Source organism: Variovorax paradoxus (assembly GCF_040544635.1).
GTDB lineage: Bacteria > Pseudomonadota > Gammaproteobacteria > Burkholderiales > Burkholderiaceae_C > Variovorax > Variovorax paradoxus_R.
Genome location: NZ_JBEPKJ010000014.1, coordinates 26,652 through 46,588, shown reverse-complemented (window position 1 = coordinate 46,588; position 19,937 = coordinate 26,652). Strand labels below are relative to the sequence as shown.

The 19,937-nt window shown below is 65.6% G+C and carries 9 protein-coding genes and 2 pseudogenes; 4 read left to right on the top strand and 7 right to left on the bottom strand.

The genetic code is table 11. The annotated features are described in order from the left end of the window. Nucleotide 1: 1 nt before the first annotated feature. The 5 genes from ABIC94_RS22085 to ABIC94_RS22065 all read right to left on the bottom strand — a co-directional run bounded on the left by ABIC94_RS22085 (nt 2) and on the right by ABIC94_RS22065 (nt 13,545). On the bottom strand, nt 2–7,276 hold the full coding sequence (locus ABIC94_RS22085) for a hypothetical protein (protein ID WP_354375123.1): 7,275 nt from the start codon (nt 7,274–7,276) through the stop codon (nt 2–4). A gap of 203 nt (nt 7,277–7,479) precedes the next feature. Then, nucleotides 7,480–10,386 carry a beta strand repeat-containing protein gene (locus ABIC94_RS22080; RefSeq protein ID WP_354375122.1) on the bottom strand — a complete coding sequence of 969 codons (2,907 nt, stop codon included), beginning with the start codon at nt 10,384–10,386 and terminating at the stop codon, nt 7,480–7,482. A gap of 141 nt (nt 10,387–10,527) precedes the next feature. Then, a complete protein-coding gene (locus tag ABIC94_RS22075) occupies nt 10,528–11,088 on the bottom strand; it encodes a hypothetical protein (RefSeq protein ID WP_436318078.1) in 561 nt (186 codons plus the stop codon). Between the two features lie 484 nt (nt 11,089–11,572). Continuing rightward, the gene (locus ABIC94_RS22070; protein ID WP_354375119.1) at nt 11,573–12,463 is read right to left on the bottom strand and encodes a LysR family transcriptional regulator; all 891 of its coding nucleotides are present in this window, start codon (nt 12,461–12,463) and stop codon (nt 11,573–11,575) included. Between the two features lie 707 nt (nt 12,464–13,170). Further along, complete coding sequence (locus ABIC94_RS22065) at nt 13,171–13,545, bottom strand: hypothetical protein (protein ID WP_354375118.1); 375 nt, start codon at nt 13,543–13,545, stop codon at nt 13,171–13,173. A gap of 71 nt (nt 13,546–13,616) precedes the next feature. Between ABIC94_RS22065 and ABIC94_RS22060 the strand changes: the two genes are divergently transcribed. Continuing rightward, nucleotides 13,617–14,516: a LysR family transcriptional regulator gene (locus ABIC94_RS22060; protein ID WP_354375117.1), complete on the top strand. Its 900-nt coding sequence runs from the start codon at nt 13,617–13,619 to the stop codon at nt 14,514–14,516. A gap of 110 nt (nt 14,517–14,626) precedes the next feature. On the opposite strand, the pseudogene ABIC94_RS22055 reads toward ABIC94_RS22060, so the two are convergent. Then, nucleotides 14,627–15,038, bottom strand: a pseudogene (locus ABIC94_RS22055) (Bug family tripartite tricarboxylate transporter substrate binding protein); the annotation flags it as partial. Between the two features lie 61 nt (nt 15,039–15,099). On the opposite strand from ABIC94_RS22055, the pseudogene ABIC94_RS22050 reads away from it, so the two are divergent. The 3 genes and pseudogenes from ABIC94_RS22050 to ABIC94_RS22040 all read left to right on the top strand — a co-directional run. Beyond that, nucleotides 15,100–15,775 (top strand): annotated as a pseudogene (locus tag ABIC94_RS22050) (transposase); the annotation flags it as partial. A gap of 815 nt (nt 15,776–16,590) precedes the next feature. After that, on the top strand, nt 16,591–18,279 hold the full coding sequence (locus ABIC94_RS22045) for a sensor histidine kinase (RefSeq protein WP_354375116.1): 1,689 nt from the start codon (nt 16,591–16,593) through the stop codon (nt 18,277–18,279). A 20-nt stretch (nt 18,280–18,299) separates the two neighbouring features. Beyond that, a complete protein-coding gene (locus tag ABIC94_RS22040) occupies nt 18,300–18,992 on the top strand; it encodes a response regulator transcription factor (protein WP_354375115.1) in 693 nt (230 codons plus the stop codon). A gap of 39 nt (nt 18,993–19,031) precedes the next feature. On the opposite strand, the gene ABIC94_RS22035 is transcribed toward ABIC94_RS22040, so the two are convergent. Next, on the bottom strand, nt 19,032–19,937 hold the full coding sequence (locus tag ABIC94_RS22035; protein ID WP_354375114.1) for a type II secretion system F family protein: 906 nt from the start codon (nt 19,935–19,937) through the stop codon (nt 19,032–19,034).

Genomic DNA, 19,937 nt, shown 5'->3' with positions numbered 1-19,937 from the left:
TTCATTTTTCTGAACCGGTTTTTTCTTCTGGGGACGCGGGCGCCGATGCTGGCGGAGCAGCGGCACCGGCCGATGGAAAGCCCAGCCTCGTTTCATCGAACTTGAAGCGCAGCCGGATGTATGCACCCTTGCTGGTGTATTCGTTGGCCGTCAGGTCGCGGTCCTGCAGGCCGAGGAAGTTGTAGCCGGCGGAAATCCACAGGTCCTTCGCCATCTGGTAGCCGAGTTCCACGCCCGCGGTCTTCTGCAGCGAGCCGCCCTTGCCGTAGAGCAGGCCGGCCTGGATGCCGAAGTCCCAGTCCTTGTCGAGGTCGCGGGTGTAGCGCGCATGCAGCAGATGCGCCCAGTAGGTGCTGGCCAGGAAGCCGTCGTCGGTGCGCGAGATCTTTCCCGCGTAACGCGCGCTCAGCACGCTGCCGCGCTGCGGGTTGTAGTTCAGGTGCGCCGAGAGAATGTCCGCGCTGGTGCTGCCCGGCAGGGTGGCGTTGCCGAACCCGCTGCCGAAGGCGCTGCCGCCGGTCAGCGCGCCGGCGGCGTTGCCGTTGCCCACGATGCGTTCCGAGCGGCGCTCGTAGCGCATCAGCGCATTCCAGGTGTCGCTGTCCACCGGGCGGTAGGCCAAGCCGATCTGGTGGCGCTGAAGATGGCGCTCGTTGCCGCCGTTAGTGCCCTGCCCTTCGCTGTCGCTCACCACGCTGCGCGCCAGCAGGCTCCATGCGGGGCTGATCTTGTAGCCGAAGCCGGCGCTGAAGAGGCGGGTGTTCGCGTCGTCGCCCTTGCGGCCTTCGAGAATGCCGCTGAGCTTGTAGTTGTCCGTCAGGTATTCGACGCCCGCGGTGACTGCAGTCGATTCGCCCAGCCCACCCGCATAGCCGGTGCCGCTGTTGGCGCTGTTGGTGTAGCCGCCCATCTGGCGGGTGTGCTCCAGGCCACCGGTCAGGCTGAAACGGTCGGTGAGCTTGAAGGTGTTGCGCACGCCCATGGCTGCCTGCGCGCTGCGGCCATCAACGCTGTCGGCAAGCCGGTACTCGTTGTAGATGCGCCCGCCGTCCATGTAGTTGCTCTCGATGCCGAGGATGCCGACGTTGTTGGACTGCGTGGCGTCCAGCTGGGCATCGCCATACAGGCTGGAGATGAGCTCGTAGCGCGCGTAGGCGCGCGTCTTGTCGGTGATCGCGTAGTTGCCGCCAATGGCTAGCGTACGGCGATCGGAATCCTTCAGGTCCTGCTCGCCCTCGACGAAAACCTGGGCCAGCGGCACGCCGGGCACCTGCGCCGAGAGGCGCGCGCGCACGGTGGTCAGGCTCTCGCTTTCGGCGCTGCTGTTGGCCGTGGCGGCGGCGCCCAGCGCCGTGACGTTGCCGGCACCGACGCGGCTGCCGAGATTGCCGTTGTAGGTGGAGATCTCGCCGTAGTCGAAGCCGGAACCCGAGGCCAGGCCGCTCTTGCTCTGGCCGTGGCGCACGCCGACTTCCGCAACGACGTTGTCGTCCAGCTTCTTGCGCAGGCTCGCGCTGGCGCCCTTGCGGTCGCCTTCGAGCAGCGCGTCCTTGCTGTAGAGCACTTCGGCGCGCGCCGCGGTGTTGTCGTCGATCTTGTATTCGGCACGGCCCGAAACCTCGGTGCGTCCCGCCGAGAAACTCGCGCCCGGATTGTCGAAGCCGGTGCTGGTCTTGCTGGCCAGCGCCACCACCGCAAGCTTCTCGTCCTGGTGGCGCACTTCGATGCGGCCGCCCTCGCCCTTGCCCTTCTCGTCGGACTCGGTGCGCACCAGTTCGGCCGCGGCCGTGGTGTTGTCGCCCAGGCGGGCCACGGCCGTCAGCGCGCGCAGCTTGCGGTGGTTTTCAGGGTTCTGGTCGGTGCTTGCGACCACGCCCACCTGCAGGCGCTCGCCCACCTTGACCTGCACGTCGGTGCCGGCCACGGTGAACTTGGGGCCGCCGCTGTCGACCTCGTAGGTGACGCGGATCGATTGCGGGTTGAGATTGGCGTCGACCGATGCGATGGCACGCGTGAACAGCACGCGGCGCGTGAGCGGCTCGACCGTGTAGTCCACGAAGCGCGTGACTGCCGTGCGCTGCAGCACGATGTCGGGCTGGTTGCGGTCGCGCACCACCACCTCGATCTGCTCGCTGTTGTCGACGAACTCGCCGCCGGTCGCGCTCAGGTAATAGGGGCCGGAGGTGCCGACGGCGCGAAACTCTTCCACTTGCTGCGTCTGCGCGGTGCGGGACGCATAGCTGGTGGCGCGCACGTTGGCGGTCTCGTACACGTGCTTCAGGCCGGTGAGCGCGCGATTGCTCTGGCTCAGGTTGCGCACCTCGGTGCTGCTGCTGGTGGTGAAGTCGCCGTACAGCAGGAACGAACGGTTCTTGTCGATGCGCACGTAGAGCTTCTGCGTGCTCTGCGCATCGAAGCCCTTGACGGACGAGTCGCCGTACACGGGGTAGAACTCGTCGGGGCGGATGTCGCGGAACAGGCGGTCCTTGCGCGCCTTGTCGGAGTCGAAGGCTGCCGTGAGCAGGTATTCGCCCTTGACGGTGCCCTTGAAGAAGAAGGCGGCGCGGGCGCCCGCGCGCCGGTTCTCGCGCTCGTCGGTCAGCCCCGTCAGCTCGGCCTCGAAGGCCGCGCCCGCCGGCATGGCGCCGAGCGGCACGCTGCCGCGCCTGGTGAAGTCGAGCACGCCTTCGACGATGCCGACGCCGATCATCGGGCGCATCTCGGGCAGCAACGCGAGCCGCACTTCCTTGACGAAGCTGCCGGCGGTCACGCGAATCCGCGCATCGCCCGCCTCGCCTGGCGGCAGCAGCCGGAACTCGGCGGCCCCGCCTTCCATGAACACCTGGGTGCCCGGCTCGGCCGGGTTCAGGTCTTCGTCGAACCAGCGGCCACGGTCGGCCTCCAGCGTGAGCTGGGTGCGTGCGGTCACCGGCACGCCTGCGGCGTCGACCAGCCGAACCTTCACAGCCACGGGCGTGCGCAGATCGGCGTAAGCGGTTTCGGGCAGGTCGACCTGGATGCCGCCCAGCTTGTCCGGCGCGACGATGCCGATCTGCTCGGTGCCGCGCACGTTGCCGAAATCGTCCACCGCATCGAGCTGCAGGCGATTGGTTCCGGGCTGCAGCACCACGCCGATGTATTCCCAGGCGCCGATGCTCTTCGAGGGCAACTGGGTTTTCTTGCCGACGCGCCGCCCGTCGATGGCCTGGCCGTTGACCGTGAGGCGCAGCGCCAAGCCGGCCTCGCCTTTGACGCGCACGTTGATCGACTGGCCGGGAACTGTGTCGCCGTCCTTCAGGCCGAGAAAGCCGAGCGCATTGCTTTCGATCTGCGGCAGCAGCACCTCCAGCTCTATGGGACTGGGCACTGCCTCGGCCAGCAGCGGCGCACTGCGCGGCTCCAGCATGGCGGCGGAGGTGTTGACCGGCCGGCTCGCGAACGCGCCGACGCCGCTCGCCGCGCCGCCCGCGGCCGATGCACCCTGCGCGGCGGCCGGTAGCCCGTTGAGCGCTGCGAACAGGCTGCCGGCGGGCGTCGATGAGGCCGATCCGGCCGATGCGGCGGTACCCAGCGTGCCGCTCATGCTGCCCGACGCGGCACCGACGAAGCTGCTGGAGTTGGCCGGCGCGTCGGGCATCGCGATCAGCGGTGCGGACGTGGTCATGGTCGAGCCGGTGCTGCCGCTCGCGAGCGCCTGGCCGCTGGCGGGCAGCGAGCGCAAGTCGCCCACGGCAACGATCTGCCCTTCGGGGTTCAGTCGCATGCGCACCTGGGCTTCGGCCTCGGTGTCCGGAATTGCGGCGATGGCCGCGCGGCGTGCGACCACGTCGGCCAGCGTTGCCGGGCTGTCGCAGCTGCCGATGACGAAGTTGGCCTTGTGGAACTCGCCCTTCTTCAAGTCGACGAAGCGGCTCTCGGGGCTTCCGGCATTGCGGTTGTCGAGTATTTCAAGCCGGGCGCCGGGCGGCAGCGTGGTCTGGTCCACGCGCAGCACGTGGGTGAGCGGCTTGAGTCCGTAGAGGCTCCACTTGCCCTCCACGTCGGTGACCACGTTGGTGCCGTCTTCCATGAAAAGGCGCACGCCGGGCACGCCGATTTCATCACTGCCCTCTTGCTTGCCGTCGGCCTTGCAGTCCATGTAGACCTTGCCGAACATGAAGGCTTCGTCCGAGAACACGCCGCCCGTGACGCGCACGGTCCAGTTCGCCAGGTTGGACTGCATCGGGCCGGAATAGGCACGCGCGCGGTTGATGGCGTCTCCGTTGGTGGGCGCGCCCACGCCGACGCGCACGCGGTAGCGCACCATGGCCATCTGGTCGACGCCGAGCGTCAGCGTCGGGTAGCTGAACACCAGCTTGGGGCCCGCGCCGCCGACCGGGTTGGCGGTGGCCGCGCCGTTCAGGCGCGCGCTGTTGCTCACGTAGGCAAAGCCCGGCGGCAGGCTGTCGCTGATCGAGATGCCGGTCACCGGCGTACCCGTCTTGTTGGTAACCGTCAGCGCGTAGTCCATGAAGTCGCCGAACTCGACCTGCCGCTTGCTGCCTTCCTTGCGCAGCACCAGGCCGAGCACATTGCCGGGGTCGAGCGGGATGTGGTTGTGCACCACGTCGCACGCCGCATTCGAAGCGTTGAAGCCGGATGTGACCGAGAAATAGTGCGTGGTCGGCTCCGCGCCCTTGGGCGGCAGCGCACTGGGCACCACCGGACCGCAACTGCCGAAGGTGCCGGCCGTCACGGGGATCAGCTGCGACGGATAGACATAGCCGCTGCCGGCCGGCGGAACCACGTGGAGCGAATACGTGCACAGACCGGTGGCCGGCGGCGATTGCAGATAGAACTGATAGCTGCCGTCGGCGCCGGTCGTCATCGACACGCTGCCATCGGCATTGAAGGTATAGGTGTCCGACGAGCCACCGTAGATTTCAGCCGCGGTCATCGGCGTGACCGAACCGCTGCTGCACGACTGCCGGGTGAACGTGACCACCGCGCCGGGAACAGGCGCCCGCGTGACGGCGTTGTAGACCGTGCCGGCCGGGTCGGCGAGCAGCGACTGCACCGAGTTGGCAGTGGCGGCAACCAGCATCGCAGGCGTGACGTTGATGGTGTTCTGGTCGAACGCCGCCGCCCACGCCTTGTTGTTGATGGCCACGCGGCGGTCGCCTGCGCCGGGCTTCTGGGTCAGGCGAACGGTGAAGACGATTTCCTCGCTCTGCCCGGGCTCCAGGCCGCGGTTGCCGTCGGTGAGGCTGAGCACCGCCTCGGTCGGCAGCCTGAAGGCGTCGGCGCTCGCGAGCGCCTCGCGGTCGCAGGCGGCGCGGCCGGTAAAGCTCCCCGCGGGATTGAGCAGCCCGCTGCGGACCTTGGGCGCGCCCACCAGCTCCCAAGAGGCAACGGCCCCCTCGGGCTTGTCCATGTCGAAGGTGCAGTTCAGGTTGTCGATCACGCGCACGTGGGGTGCAGGGGCCACACCGGTGTTCGTGACGAGCAGCCGATAATCGATTTCGTAGACGCCTTGCGCCATGCGCCGCGGCAGCGAGGCGCTCTTGGCGAGCGACAGCGATGGAAGCTCCATCGACACCGGCGTGGGCGCGGTGTTGTTGTTCGGGTTGCCGTCGCCGTCCGGGTCGGGGCTGGCGCCGTCGACCGAATCGTCGAAAGCCACCGGCGCGCCGCCGGGTGCGAGCGCGCCCTGCGCACGCACGCTGTTGAGAAGCATGCCGGTGCGGCCGTTGACGTTGATGCGAACGTCGAACTGCACGGTGACTTGCGCGCCGACCGGCAGCACGGCGCCCGGCGCCAGCAGGTTCTGCGCAGCGGCGGTGCCGGTGAAGGCGTTGTTCGCGGCGGCCACGGTGCCGCTCGTGCCGTTGCCCTGGTTGCCCGCGATGGCGATCGAGCCGGGCGCGACGGTGTATTGATTGGGGCCGGGCACGGCCGCGCTGGTGTAGCTGCCGAACTGGCTGGCGCCGCTGCCTTCGAGCAGATCGGTCGCTTGCACGCCGTAGAGCCACACGGCCCCGTAGTTGCGCACGTCGACGCTGAAGCGCACGGTCGCGGTTCCGTCGAGCAGCCCGTCGGCGCCGCGGTTGGCGCGGGGCGTCGAAGCTGTCTTGGCCACGCCGATGCGGCTCTGGCTGGTGGTGATGAGGACGGTGTTCGATGGCGACACCACCGGTGCGGTGCCATCGTTGTAATAGCTCTGCGCGGTGTTGCGGATGTCGCCGGTCTGGTCCGCGCGCACGATCACCGCGAATTGCATGGCGATGGAGGCGTTGCGCGACACGGCCGCGGGCACGCCAATCGCCACTTCGACGGCCGCGGCGTCGTCCGCGGTGCGGTAGCTGAAGGCCGGGTCGCCCGGCATGCGGAACAAGCGCACCGCGCCCGCGGCCGTGCTCTGCAGCGTGCCGGCGATGTACTGCGTGCCGGCGGGAATGAGGTCGCGCACCAGCACCAGGCTGGTGGGCGCGCCGTTCACCAGCACCGGCGTGCCTGTCGGCGCGGCAACGTTGGCGGGCTGCGCATCGCGCGCGCCGATGTTGGTGCCAGAGACCGCAAAGTCGATGCGGGTCTGCCCCGGCACGATGACGCCCGGGTAGCTCGCGCTCTTGGTGATGGCGATCACCGCCATGTCGCCCACCGTCACGGTGTCGCGGTTGGTGGCGCTCAGGTTCTGCAGCGCGGTGGTCGCCGTCAGCGCCGCGCAGGCCACGCCGGCGCCGGTGGCCGGAACCGTGCCCTGCACCAGCAGCGAGGCCGTTTCGCCGGGCCGCAGTGCCAGCGCACCGGGCGCGCCGAGCGGCAGCACCGGATCGCCGGGGTCCGCCACGCCGTTGTTGTTGATGTCGCGCACGACGCGCAGGGTCGAAAGGTCGAGCGTGTCGGCCGCGCAGCCGCCCACGTTGTTGGCAAAGCCCAGCGCATAGCTCGAAGGCACGTTGCCGGTGTTGGTGAGCAGGTGGTTCAGCGTGACCACCGTCGCGGGCGGCCGGTTGACGGCCTGGTCTTGCGTCAGCACCAGCGCCTCGACCGCGAGGACGTTCGCCACCACGCTGTTGGAGTTGGACGTTTCGGTCTGCGCAAAGCCGGCCGGCACGTAGCTGGCCTTTGCCACGTTGCGGATGACGCTGCCACCGGGCGCGGGTGCCGCATGCACCGCGGCGGACGCCAGGAACAGCGTCAGGAAGAGCGCCAGGAGCAGCGCCAGGCCGATCGCCAGCGTGGCGCCGGCTTGGCGCCATCGCTGCGAGCGGCAGCTCATCAATGAGTCAAACAAGAATTGCACTCCGCGTCACCTTCCGTCGGCGCCTGCTGGGGCCGTGAATACCTGGGTCTTTTTCCTCTGCCGCTGCCATGCGCGCGTGCAAGGACACACGCGCCGAAAAGCAGCAGGGGAAAAAGGCGAAGCGCAGCCGTGAAGGCGGCGCCTCGCGTAAAGCCGGCAGGCCTGGAGAGGCCTGCCGGCGACTCAATCGCGCGTTACTGGTTGATCCGTACTGCGAAGGTCAGCGTGGCCGTGCCACCCGGGGCCACGGTGTTGGCCGCGCTGCCGCAGCTCACCGCCGTGGGGGTCTGGGCATAGGCCAGCGCGGTGCCGGTCACGCCGGTCGAGACGCACTGGTTGGCCGGCTGCGTGGCGCTCATTGCCGTGTACGCAGGCACTGCATCGTTGATGGCGATGTTGGTGATCGGCGCGGTGCCTTCATTGGTCGCAACGACCTGGTACACGATGCACTGGCCAGGCTTCAGCGACAGCGGCGTTGCAGCGAAGGCTGCGTCAGCCGTGCCGTCGCAGGCGATATCGGCAGCCTGCGTCTTGAGGACGCGGATCTGGCCGGTGATCACGGTGCTGATGTCGGTGGCCGAGGGCGTGCCGCAGTTCGGCGCCGGATCGGTGAACGTGGCCGTCACGGTCGTCGTGTCAGTCGCGCCTGCGCTGGCGCCGCCCGGTGCGAACACGCGCACCAGCAGCTTCTGCGTTGCGCCTGCCGCCAGCGGTCCGGCGAGGGGGCCGGTAACCAGGGTGTCGCCCGCATCGATCTGGCCGTCGCCGTTCACGTCTAGGTAGATGGCGGTGGTCCAACCCAGCGCCGCGTCGGCGGCCGGCACGGTGGCCGTGAGCGTGTACGCGCCGCAGCTCTGGTTGCCGATGTTGGTCAGCGTGTGCGCATAGACGACGGTGCCGCCCGGAGCGACCTGGCCGACGTTGTTGGGCGTCAGGGTGGCGCCCAGCGTTGCTGCCGTGGTGACGGTCACCGCGTCCTGCTTCGCGTCGGACACGAGCACGCCGGTCGATGCCACCGCGGTCGACTGCACGCGGAAGTAGATCGGCTGGGCCGTCACCGGCGTTTGCGTGGCGGGAGGCGTCACGCAGGCGTCGACCTGCTGCTGCGCACCGGCAGCCACGGTCACGTTGGTGATGGCCGCGGCGGCACAGGTACCGCCCGCTGCCACGAACTTCACCGTCCAGCCCGCCGGCAGCGTGCCCGGGAAGCCGGTGGACTGGCTGGCCGCCAGCACATAGGTCTGCGTTGCCGGGCCGCCCGCATCGTTGTTCTTGACGAACAGCGTGAAGATCGTGCCGGTGCCCGCAGGCGTGCTGTTGGTCGTGGTCGGCTGTGGGCTGGGGCCTGGGCCCAAGTCACCGCCTGCCACCGAACCCGAGCCGGTACCGGCTGCGCTGTTGGTCAGGTCGACGAGCGAACCGACGACGATGGTGACCTGGTCGAGCGTGGCGTCGAGCTTGGTCGGGTCGTTCGCCGAACGGCCGGTCAGGACCGCATTGAACGGACCCGAGCCCACCGTGGCGCTGGCCGGAACGTTGGCCTGCACCACGATGTTGGCGCTGCCGCCGACCGGAATCGGGCCGGTGTCGGGAACGCCGTCGCCGGTGGTGTCGAGCAGCGGCGTCACGCCGTCCGCTGCGAACAGCAGGAAGGTCGTGCCGGCCGGGAAGCTCCCGTTGGCGATGCTCAGGTTGATGCTGTCGACGCCGCTGCCGGTGTTGAACACGGTCTGCGGGAACTTGACGCTGCCGCCGGCAACCACCGAGGGCTGCGTGGTCGTGTCGGCCGCCGTGCCGTTGGGCGTGCCCGCCACCGTGTCGACTGCCGTTGCCGCGGTCGAGGGGTTGGTACCCACGACGAGGCCGTAGCTGGCGACAACGGTGTAGGCCGCCGGGTTGGTGGTCGAACCCAGGGTACCGATCGCCGTTGCGGTGGCGGTCGGAGAATCCGTCGGGTTGTACTGGCCGACGTTGGTCGTGGTCGAGGTGCCGACCACGGCCGTGTTATTCACCAGCACCACGAAGCTGATCGTCTGCGTGACGTTCTGGCCGAGCGAGTTCACGACGGCATTCAGCGTGTTGCCTGCCACCTGGAAGTCGATACCCGCCGGATCGCCGCCCGCACCGTCGCCGAGCGCCACGCCCGGAGCGCTGCTCCAGACGGAGGAACCCGCGACATAGGTGAAGCCGGATGGCAGCGTGTCCGACAGGGCGAACTTGCCGGGCGCTCCGCCGGTGTTGTTGAAGGTGAGCGTGTAGACCGTGTACTGGCAGGTCGCGCTGGAAGCCAGGCCTGCAGCCCAGGTCGTCGAGCAGGAGGCTGCCGACGAACGCGGACCACCGGTGCTCGCGAGCGGCCAAGCCGCGCCGCCGGGACCGGCCACTGCCGGAACGCCGATCGACTTGGTGGCACCGAAGGCGGCGACCGTCGTCAGGTTGACCTGGTCCTTGTCCGCTGCCGAGGTGTTCGGCGCCGTGTACAGCGCCGGCGTACCCGGGGTGGCCGTGATGGTGGCGGTGTCGAACGGGGTGGTCGGCGTGGTGGCCGTGCCGGGGATCGTGTAGGCCACGACAAACTGGAACGTGCCGTTGTTGCCGGGCACGGTCTGGGCGGGCACGCTGCAGACTGCGGCGGGGGCGGCGGTACACAGCGGCGTGGTGCTGTCGGGCATGCCGTCGCCGTTCGCGTCGGGATAGACCTCGACCTTCGAGAAGGCATCGTTGTCGGCATCCACCGTGATGGTGAAGGTGTCCGAGCCGTTGCCGGTGTTGGTCAAGATGTGCGGTGCGTACACCACCGAGCCTGCGGCGCCGAGCTTGGTGTTGACGACCGTCGTCGTGACCTGGTTGAACGTGTCCAGCGTGAACGAGCCGACCTGCTGCACCGTGGTCTGCACCAGGTTGGAGGTGGCCAGCTGCGTGGTGCCGGACGAATCCGAATAGGTGGCCGAAGCCTGGTTACCGATCACGGTATTGGCGGGTGGCGGCGCGGCAAGTGCGCTCGAGCTTCCAAACAGGAAGCCCAGCGACAGAACTGCGGCGCCAGCCCATGTGGCGCTCGGCCTGAAGCCGATGCGCCGGGTTGGCAAGGTGGGACTCACGTGGTTTCTCCTCGGTTGTCAAAAAAAGGAACAAAAAAAGCCCGGCTCATGGATTCCGCGGACGGAAGACATTGGCCGGGTTGCGCGCAATAGCAAAGGAAAGCAAGGGAACGGAAGCCAGGAGGCGAAACCACCACGACCTCAGCGCGAGGCAGCGCCTGCAGCGGACTGCACCATCACAGGTGGCGCCTGCGGCGCGGCGGCGGAGGTCTTCGGCTCTGGCGGAACGACGATCTCGACCTTGGCGCGTGCAGTCACGGCGGCTTCGCCGCCGGCGGGCAGCTGGCCAAGCGTCCAGCGCAATGCGCGGTAGTCGCCGTAGGGCACGGGCTCCGTCTTGTTGTTCGCGGCCTTCCGCGTCAGCGGCTCGGCGCCGTAAACGCCGTCCTTGGTGGCCGCCTTGACCAATGCTGCACCGGGCTTGGCGCTGCGCGGCAGGTACTCAAGCCCCTCGGGGATCGGCAGATCGGCGACCAAGCCGGAAACCGCCTTGCCGGTTTTGTTGATGTAGGTTGCCCGGTATTCCAGGATGTCGCCCGGCTTGACGGAGGAAGCATCCAGCAGCTGCTCCTTGCCGTCCGCAGCCTTAACCACCTTGAATTGCGTCAGGGCGACCGCAACGGTTTTCTCGGGAGCGAGCGCGGACGGGGTTGCGACTGGCTGCGCCGAGGCCGGCGCAGCCAGGCTCGCCACGGCGATCATTCCGGCGCCAAAGCTTGCAGCCAAAGCAGGCAGCCTGCCTGCGGTGCGGAAAAAAGATTGAGTCAGTTTTTGTATAAGCATGATTGCTCCAGTTCAAAGATCACGGCAATTCGGTACGAATCGCCAGCAGGGTCACAAGTACCTGGAAATAAGTCACAATGCAGCGAAACTTTTTTCCGCGGACAACTCGCAACAGACGCGAGCCTCTCAATTCGCAGAAATGTACGTTCGCTTTCACTTGTAACCAACACCGATTTTGCCTGCGCGGCTACAGAAAACAGAGTTCCAATTTTGAAAGTGGAGGTTCCAGTTTTGGAACCTCTTTTCAATTTGCCCGCTAAGACCGCGCACCATCCTGCCAATGCGTGGAACTGCCTGCGGCAACGCAGGGGCGTGCGGAAGCCCGGCTGCATCGCCGTAAAAAAATGGAACGTGGAAGAAACCGCCGGAGCCACGAAGGTCTCCGATGCGGCGAAGGCGCAAATCAGGCTTGCTCTAGCGCCTTGGATATGAAGTCGACGAAGGCTCTGATTTTTCGAGTATTACGCCGCGCGGGCAAATACGTCAGATTCAATTCTTCCGGCATCAGCTCGAACAACGGAAGGACAGTGACCAAAGAGCCGCCCTGGATCGCGGCTTTGGCACAAAGAAGAGGGACCAAGGCGATCCCGCCGGCCGAGCAGGCGAGTCTCAGCAGCAATTCCGGATCGTTGGCCCGGAATACGCCCGCGGCCCTGACGATGTACTCCCGGTCAAGACCCGGAACGACCATTTCCATGGCCTGCCGCTCCGGACCACAGGTCAAAAAATAGTGTCCCGCGAGATCGTCGACCTTCTCGATCACCGGATGGCGCTCCAGATACCAGGGTGCGGCGCACAGGACAAGGATCTGCCTCTTGATGCGTCTCGCGACGAGGTCTTCGCAGCCCTCGAGCCCCACCCGGATGGCCACGTCGGCGTCTTCGCGAAACAGATCCACGCGATCGAAGTTCACGTCGACGGTGAGCTTGAGCAGGGGATGCGCGGCCATGAAGCCCGACAGGTGCGAGGAGAGCAGTTCGCGGCCGAGATAGCCGGGAACCGAGATCCGCAGTTGGCCTGTCAGGGCTTCGTTGGTGTCGGAGAGCCGCGAGAGCGCTTGGTTCACTGCCTCCAGAACTTCCTTCGCCGTGGAAAGGAACTCGCGCCCTTCCCCGGTAAGACCGAAACGACCTGCCCCCCGGTGCAGGAGCGTGTGGCCGACCAAGGCCTCCAGCCTCTTGAGCTGCCGGGACGCGGATGCCTTGGGCACGCTCAACGCGTCAGCCGCTTGAGTCAACCCTCCCACCTCGACGGCTTTCACGAAAAGCCGCACATCCGACATCAATAAATCCATGTTTCCTCGAACTTGAGTGCAACGCGTGCCCCTTCCGAACCTTTCATCCGGGAGGGGCATTGTTCAGCTCAACAAAAAACCGCCTATACGAACGGCGCACCATTCCCGGCCTGCATCCATTCAGCTTGATGCCTCCAACACCAAAGCGCCTCAATATCCGTTCAGCACTCAATCCAATTCATGGAATCCATTTATTATTTGACTCACCCTTCATCAAAACGCAGCTGCGCAAACAGTTCATGCACTTTATCTGCAATGAGATATCTCGGCGAATTCATCTACCGGCAAACACAGTGAGCCGCCAAATGCGATCCTCCATATCTTCATCTCGCACCAAAATGGCGTTAACTACCAAATTGAAACATATTCAAATCTTAACAACTGTAAAAACGCGGCATCGTGCGAATTTTGAGAAATTTTTGGCAATCTGGCGACATAAAGCGTGTGAGTCGCAGCACTGTCACTAGCAGTCACACGGCTCCGGTGATACGAATGTCGGGTTCCCGACGTTTTCCGAAACCATCTGCAAAGAGAAAAGCTCTCCGGGAAGAACGATCCAATTCAGACACTGCATGAGTGAATTGCGAGTCTGGCTGGCCGGCCGGTTTCCTGATTCATGCCGATGCCCGCGTACGGAGTTGGGGGAGTTGTTCATCGCCGGCATCGAGCCGGCATCGCGGCGGTGGAGTTGAGGAGAGAGATGAACTCTAAGCAGCCACTCCCCTGAGGCGGTAGGACGATTGCGAACCCGTGTGGTACTTTTTCCCGGCCAGGGGCGCCAACGCGGCAGGGCCGCATCCAGGCCACGAACGCGTTCGGTGGGCCATCGCACATTCCTTTTCGGTGCCCGGAATGACGCAAGCACGCAACGTTCGGATCGAACTGGTGGACGCCACCGCAGCAGCACGGAACCCTGGAATCAACCGGTTTTCCTCCATGCCCTGCGCACTGCCCCGGCCGGAGGTGACGACCTTCGCCTCCTCCGGGTGAGCCTTCAGCTTGCGCTGCGCGACGAGTGCGCGCATCCTCGCGGCGGACATTTCGCGGATCTCGAACATCGGAAGACGGGGAAACTTCTTCATGGTGCAAATGATTGATGCGCGACCACATCGGGGTCCAATACTGTTTTCTTAAAAAGGCATATGCACAACGTATGGCAGCACCTGACTTCAGGACGCTCCGCTACTTCGTGGCTGTCGCCGAGGAACGCAGCGTTGGAAAGGCGGCGCGCCGGCTCAACATGGCCCAGCCGCCGCTGTCGGTGCACATCAAGAATCTGGAGGCTGCGGTGGGCACGCCCCTCTTTCGCAGGGCGGCGCGCGGCATGGAAATTACCGATGCCGGCAATGCGCTTTTCCAGCGCGCGAAAGAAGCGCTGCTCCTTGCCAACGAAGGGTTCGACGCCGCGCGTGCCATCGGGTCGGGCAGCAGGGGCCGGCTCACGGTCGGCACCATGGTCGTGCTTTCCTACCTGGTGCTGCCGCGCCTGGAGAACGCGCTTCGCGCGAAGCTGCCGGATGTGGAGATCCAGTATGTGGAGCTGAATGCCGTCAACAACGTCTCGGCCATCACCGATTCGCAAGTGTCCGTGGCCATCTGCATTCCGCCCATCGCCCACGCAGGCATTGCGGTCGAGCGCATCGGCACCCAGCCGTTGATGCTGGCCGTGCGTGCGGATTCGCCCTTGGCCCGCATGTCCGGCATTCCGCTGGAGCGGCTTTCTGCCGTGCCCCTCATCGGGCTCCCTGCCCCCGGGGGGGACGTCGACAAATCCGTCATCGCTTCGATGCTTCGGCGGCACGATGTCAGCATGCCGGTTGCGCAACGCGTCGAGACCATGGTGTCGGCGCTGGCGCTCGTCCTCGCAGGCAAGGGCGTGGCCATCTTGCCCGCATGCGCCCGGATCGGCCGGCCGCCGGGCGTGGTGTTCAGGTCGCTCCGCAACGCCGACGCAAAGATGGACATCGGCGCCTGTTGGCGCAGCGATTGGGAGAGCCCGCTGATCGAGCCGTTCCTGGCGTGCGCGCGCGCGTCACTGCGACAGGTGGCTTAGCAGGCTGCTGAATTACCCCACGCCAAAGGCTGGGCCCGGTTGGCAGCGCTGCCGGCGCGTGTTGCAGGCCCGGGATTCTTTCGGCAAGCTGAGCACCCCCACTTCCGGACTCACTCTGCCTGGATCCCCGCCTCCTTGACCACCTTGCCCCACTTGGCGAGGTCCGACTTGATCACCGCGGCGTACTCCTGCGGCGTTCCGCCCTGTATCTCGATGCCGGCCGCTTCCAGCTTGGTCCGCACATCGGGCAGCTTCAGTGCCGCGTTGATCTCGGCGTTGAGCTTGGCTGATGATCGGCTTGGGCGTGCCGGCCGGCGCCAGGAACCCGCCGTTCGTATTGGCGTCGTAGTCCTTGAACCCCTGTTCGTCCGCGGTCGGCATGTCGGGCAGGGACTTTGTCCGCTTGCGCGTCGACACCGCCACAGCCCGCGCATTGCCGGCTTTCACCTGCGGCAGGATGGCGCTGATGGAGTCGATGAAGAGCGCGGTGCGTCCGGCCAGCAGATCGGGGTACGCGGCAGAAATGACCTGCCCCCTCCCAGCCGTACCAGCGTAATGGCAGTGAAGTCCGTCAACTTGGAGAATGACGGACACGAGAAAGAGCAGATACACCGAGGAGCAGATCATCGGTTTCATCAAGCAAGCCGAGTCCGGCTTGCCGATCAAAGATCTGTGCCGCAAGGGCGGCTTCAGCGATGCGACCTTCTACAAATGGCGCGCCAAATACGGCGGGATGGCCGTGCCCGATGCCAAGTGCCTGCGTGAGCTCGAGGCCGAGAACAACAAACTCAAGAAGCTGCTGGCCGAAGCGCACCTGGACATCCACGCGCTGAACACGGCCTTCGGGGCAAAGCGCTAGCCCCGCAAGCCAAGCGCGCGGCTGTCGCCATCATGATCGGGAAATGCGATCTGAGCGAACGGCGCGCCTGCAGGCTTGTGGGGCCCTTCCGCGACAGCTATGCAATCCACCCGAGGCCGATGCCATGACGCAAGCGCTCAGCAGCAAGATCGTCGAGATCGCGCATGCGCGTCGGCGCTTCGGCTATCGGCGCATCCACGACATGCTGCGCCCGCACTTCCCGGGCGTGAACCACAAGCGCATCTGCCGCCTGTACAGCGCCGCCAACCTGGCGGTGCGCAAGCGCAAGAAGGTCAGACGCCCCGCCAACGAACGCGTGCCGCTGCAACTGGCCACGACGGTCAATGAGGTGTGGAGCATGGACTTCGTCAGCGACAGCCTGAGCACGGGACGGCGCATCACGCCTGCTGGATCAGGCGCAGGCGCTCGAAACGTTCGCCCACAGTTAGGGCCGAGCCCAGAAAATTTTCATAGATCCGGCAGTGCAAGGCTAGCCGGGGGAAGCCGTTGCTCTGTCAAGGTGGGACGGCTGCCAGCCGTGTCACGCAGGATGTGGCGTCCTCTAACACCGTACCTTTTTCGAGGTTCCACATCGCCACGCAAGCTTCATCCACACTGCGAATACCGACCTTCACTTAACCCCCTTAGGAGCACCAGTGAACAGTCCGAGGTTGCGGTTCGAATTACCCGTGCAACGCACTTCCAGGAAGGACCCGCGACTGCCGCCTGGAGCGACCTGCAGGTACAACCCCGCCACTCCGCCAACGGCGTGCATGCCTGGCTGGCGCAGGCGCCCGACAGCCAAGGCGCCCAACTCTACGGCCCGACGAGCCACAAAAACCTCGCACCAACCACCCATACAAAAGGGGCTCGGATTTCTTCCGGGCCCCTTTTTTCTTGCCTAGGGATTTTCCCTACCCCACCTCTCCCCTTTTTCGCCTCCACCTTGCGCCATTTACCGCCTTGCAGCCCCCTGCAAGCGCGTAAAAAAGTAGCCTGAAAGTGCTCATTTGGTAACAAATTTAACAAAGAGAGATATGAAACAAAGTATTGCATCTGACTACCAAAGTAGTAAGGTTAAGTCTTCGAGTACGCCTTTTGGTATCAAACGTGAACCGAATGAATCAAGTGTTTAATTTTCTGTGGCTCCAGAGCGATCTGGGCGCCCAGCAGGCCGGCAGGGCATGAGTTGCTCGATGCACAGGAACATTCGCCGTGCAAACCACCTCCTTCGACCCGGATTGCGGGACCGACTTCAACCTGACTGCCGACGCGCTCATGGTGGCGCGGATGCGCCTGGTGCTGTCGATCTCCGCCTTACTGGCAGTCGCGGTTGACGCCGGCGAGGCACAGCAACACATCGGCAACCCCCTTTGGCTGGCTTTCGTCGGCTACCTGCTTTATAGCGTGGGCGTGTACATCTGCACACGCACGGGCCAGCCGTATTTCCGGGGCAAGGCCATCCACTGGTTCGACGTGCTGTGGTTCACGCTGCTGATCTTCGTGTCAGGCGGGGTTCCCAGCGTTTATTTCCTCTTTTACTTCTTCGTCATCCTTACATCGTCGTTCCGTTGGGGCTACGAAGAAGGCGCCCGGATAACCATGGCGTCCGTCGCGTCATTCGCCGCCTGCAGCCTGGCCACGGGCACCGACACCTTCACGCCGCAGCTGCTCATGCGCACCACGTTCCTGCTGGCGCTGGGACACATGATCGGCCATTGGGGCGGCTCGAAAGTCGAGCTGCGGCGGCGCCTCTCGTTGCTGAGCCAGGTGAGCCGGCTGTCGAACCCGCGGTTCGGCGTCAACCGCACGATCGCCAGCACGATGGAAAGAACGCTGGACTTCTTCAAGGCCAGCCACTGCATCCTGCTGATGCGGGACACGGAAACCGGCACCTGGGTCATGCGCACGCTCAAGCAAGGCGATTCGGGCGAGTCCGTCAGCGTCGAGACGATCAACCGCGTCTCGGTCTCGCCGCTCATGGCGCTGGCCGGCGAGCCCGTCGTGCTGAACAACCACCGCCCCTGGCCCCTGAGCTGGTTGCGCGCGCAAAGCCATGCCTGCGACCCCCGCACGCACCGCTGGCATGCGCAGGACGAGAACGGCTTGCGGCGCAGCGCAGCCGTCGCCGCGATGCTGGAGGCCCGCTCCTTCATGAGCGCGCCGCTGCCGATGCGCCTGGGCGAAGGGCGGGTGTACGTGTCGTCCCGCGACGGACAGTTCCGCAGGTCCGATGCGCTGTTCCTGGCGCACATCATGGGCCATGTCTTTCCCGTCATCGAAACCATCGAGGTGCTGGACCGGATGGCTTCGGAGGCGGCGTCGAAAGAGCGCCTGAAGATTTCGCTGGACCTGCACGACACGGCGATCCAGCCCTACATCGGCCTCAAGCTGGGCCTGAGCGCATTGCGCAAGAAGGCGGCCGCCGACAACCCGCTGATCAATGACCTGGACAAGCTGGCCAGCATGGCCGAGAGCGTGGTTGCCGACCTGCGCCGCTATGCCGGTGCCGTCAAGCACGGCGCCGACGACCGCTGCGAGTTCATTCTTCCGCACCTGCACCGGCAGGCGGCGCGCATCAAGACGCTGTACGGAATCGACATTGCAATCCTGCTCGAAAGCGACGTTCACCTCGATGACCGGATGACGGCCGAAGTGCTTCAGCTGGTGCGCGAGGGGCTGAACAACATCTGCAAGCACACCCATGCCCATCGCGGCTGCATCCGCATCGGCTGCACGGACGGCAAGCTGCACATCCGGATCGAAAACGAAGCCTGCGGCACCGAGTTCGCCAACTTCCGTCCCCGCTCGATCAGCGAGCGCGCGGCGGCGCTGGGCGGGCGGGCGCAAGTCAGCCAGGGCGCAGGCGGCGCCACGGCGGTTCTGGTCGAGATACCCATCTGAAGAAGAAAGAAGGTTCAATCATGCAACCCCCCACCACGCACCCGATCGGCGTCATGCTCGTCGACGACCACCAGACCATGCTGTGGGGCCTGTCGAGACTGATCGACGGCGAGCAGCCGCGCATGAAGGTCGTTGCTACGGCCAACTGCTGCGAAGACGCGCTGGAGCGAACCGGGCAATTCGCGCCCGACGTGATCGTGCTCGACCTGGATCTGGGTGGCCGGTCTGCCCTGGACATTCTTCCGATGCTGCTGTCGAACGAGGTGTCGCGTGCGCTCATCCTCACCGGCGAGCGCAGTCACCAGACCCTGGATCTCGCGGTGCTGCGCGGCGCAAGGGGCGTGCTGCACAAGGACGCTTCCGCGGAGCAGGTGCTCGACGCGATCGAGCGCGTGCACAAGGGCGAGCTGTGCGTCGACCCGCAGGCCATGAGCCGCGTTTTCTCCGAACTGACCGCGCCGAAGAAGCCCGCGAAGGCCGACCCTGAAGCGGCCAAGCTGGCCAGCCTGACGCAGAAGGAACGGCAGGTCATCCAGGCGGTCGTCCAGGGCAGCGGCGCCGCCAACAAGACGCTGGCTTCGCAGCTGTTCGTGACCGAGCACACGTTCCGCAACCACCTCACGTCGATCTACCAGAAGCTGGAAGTATCGAACCGGCTCGAGCTGTATATCTACGCCATCAAGCACCAACTCGATTCGTCGACGGACGATTGACCGCGGGTCGCCGCCGTCCAGCGGCGGCGGGTGCCCGGTTCAGTGCCCCCCGAGCATCGGCATGATGGTGCGCACCACGCGGATCGCGGCCGGCGCCAGAATGACCAGCGAGATGCAAGGAAAAATGCACAGCACCAGCGGCAGCAGCATCTTGGTAGGCACCTTGGCCGCCAACTCTTCCGCGCGCATCTGGCGCTTGTGGCGAAGGTCGTCGGAGAACACCCGCAGAGACTCGCCGATGCTGGTGCCGAACCGGTCCGCCTGCGTCAGCATGGTCGCGAAGGTGCCGATTTCCTCCACCCCTGTGCGAAGCGCCAGGTTGCGCAGCGACTTCTCCCGCGTCCCGCCCGCGCGCATTTCGAGATTGGTCCAGTGCAGTTCCTGCGCCAGGGCCTCGCTCTTGACTCGGATCTCCTCGGTGACCTTGACCAGGCCGGCATCCAGCCCGAGCCCCGCCTCGACGCACACCAGCATCAGGTCCGCGGCATCGGGAAAGTTCTCGAATATTTCGCGCTTGCGGTCCCTCACCATCACGTAGAGCACGGCGTTCGGCAGGTAGCAGCCGGCAAGCGCCGCGACCGCCAGCCACAGCATGGACTTCAACCCGTCGTCGCCCCCTGCCGCACGTATCGCGAAAAAAGCCAGGCCTGCGAAACCCAGTGGCAGCAGCGTCTTCAATCCGAAATAGAAGAGGCTCGCATCCGGATGCCGGATGCCTGCATTCAGGAAACGCACGCGCAACGGCGACGTCTCTCCGTCTCCGGTGGGCGAAGACAGTTGGGCGAAGGGGCCGACGATCTTGACAGCCGTCTCGGCCCAGGCCGATTTGACCGTCGAAGGAGCTACCGCCTGAAGACGCCGCTCGGTACGCGAGGGCAGCACCCAGACCGCGAATCCCCCGACGGCGAGGAAGACGGCAGTGAACACGAGTATGGGAAACAGCAT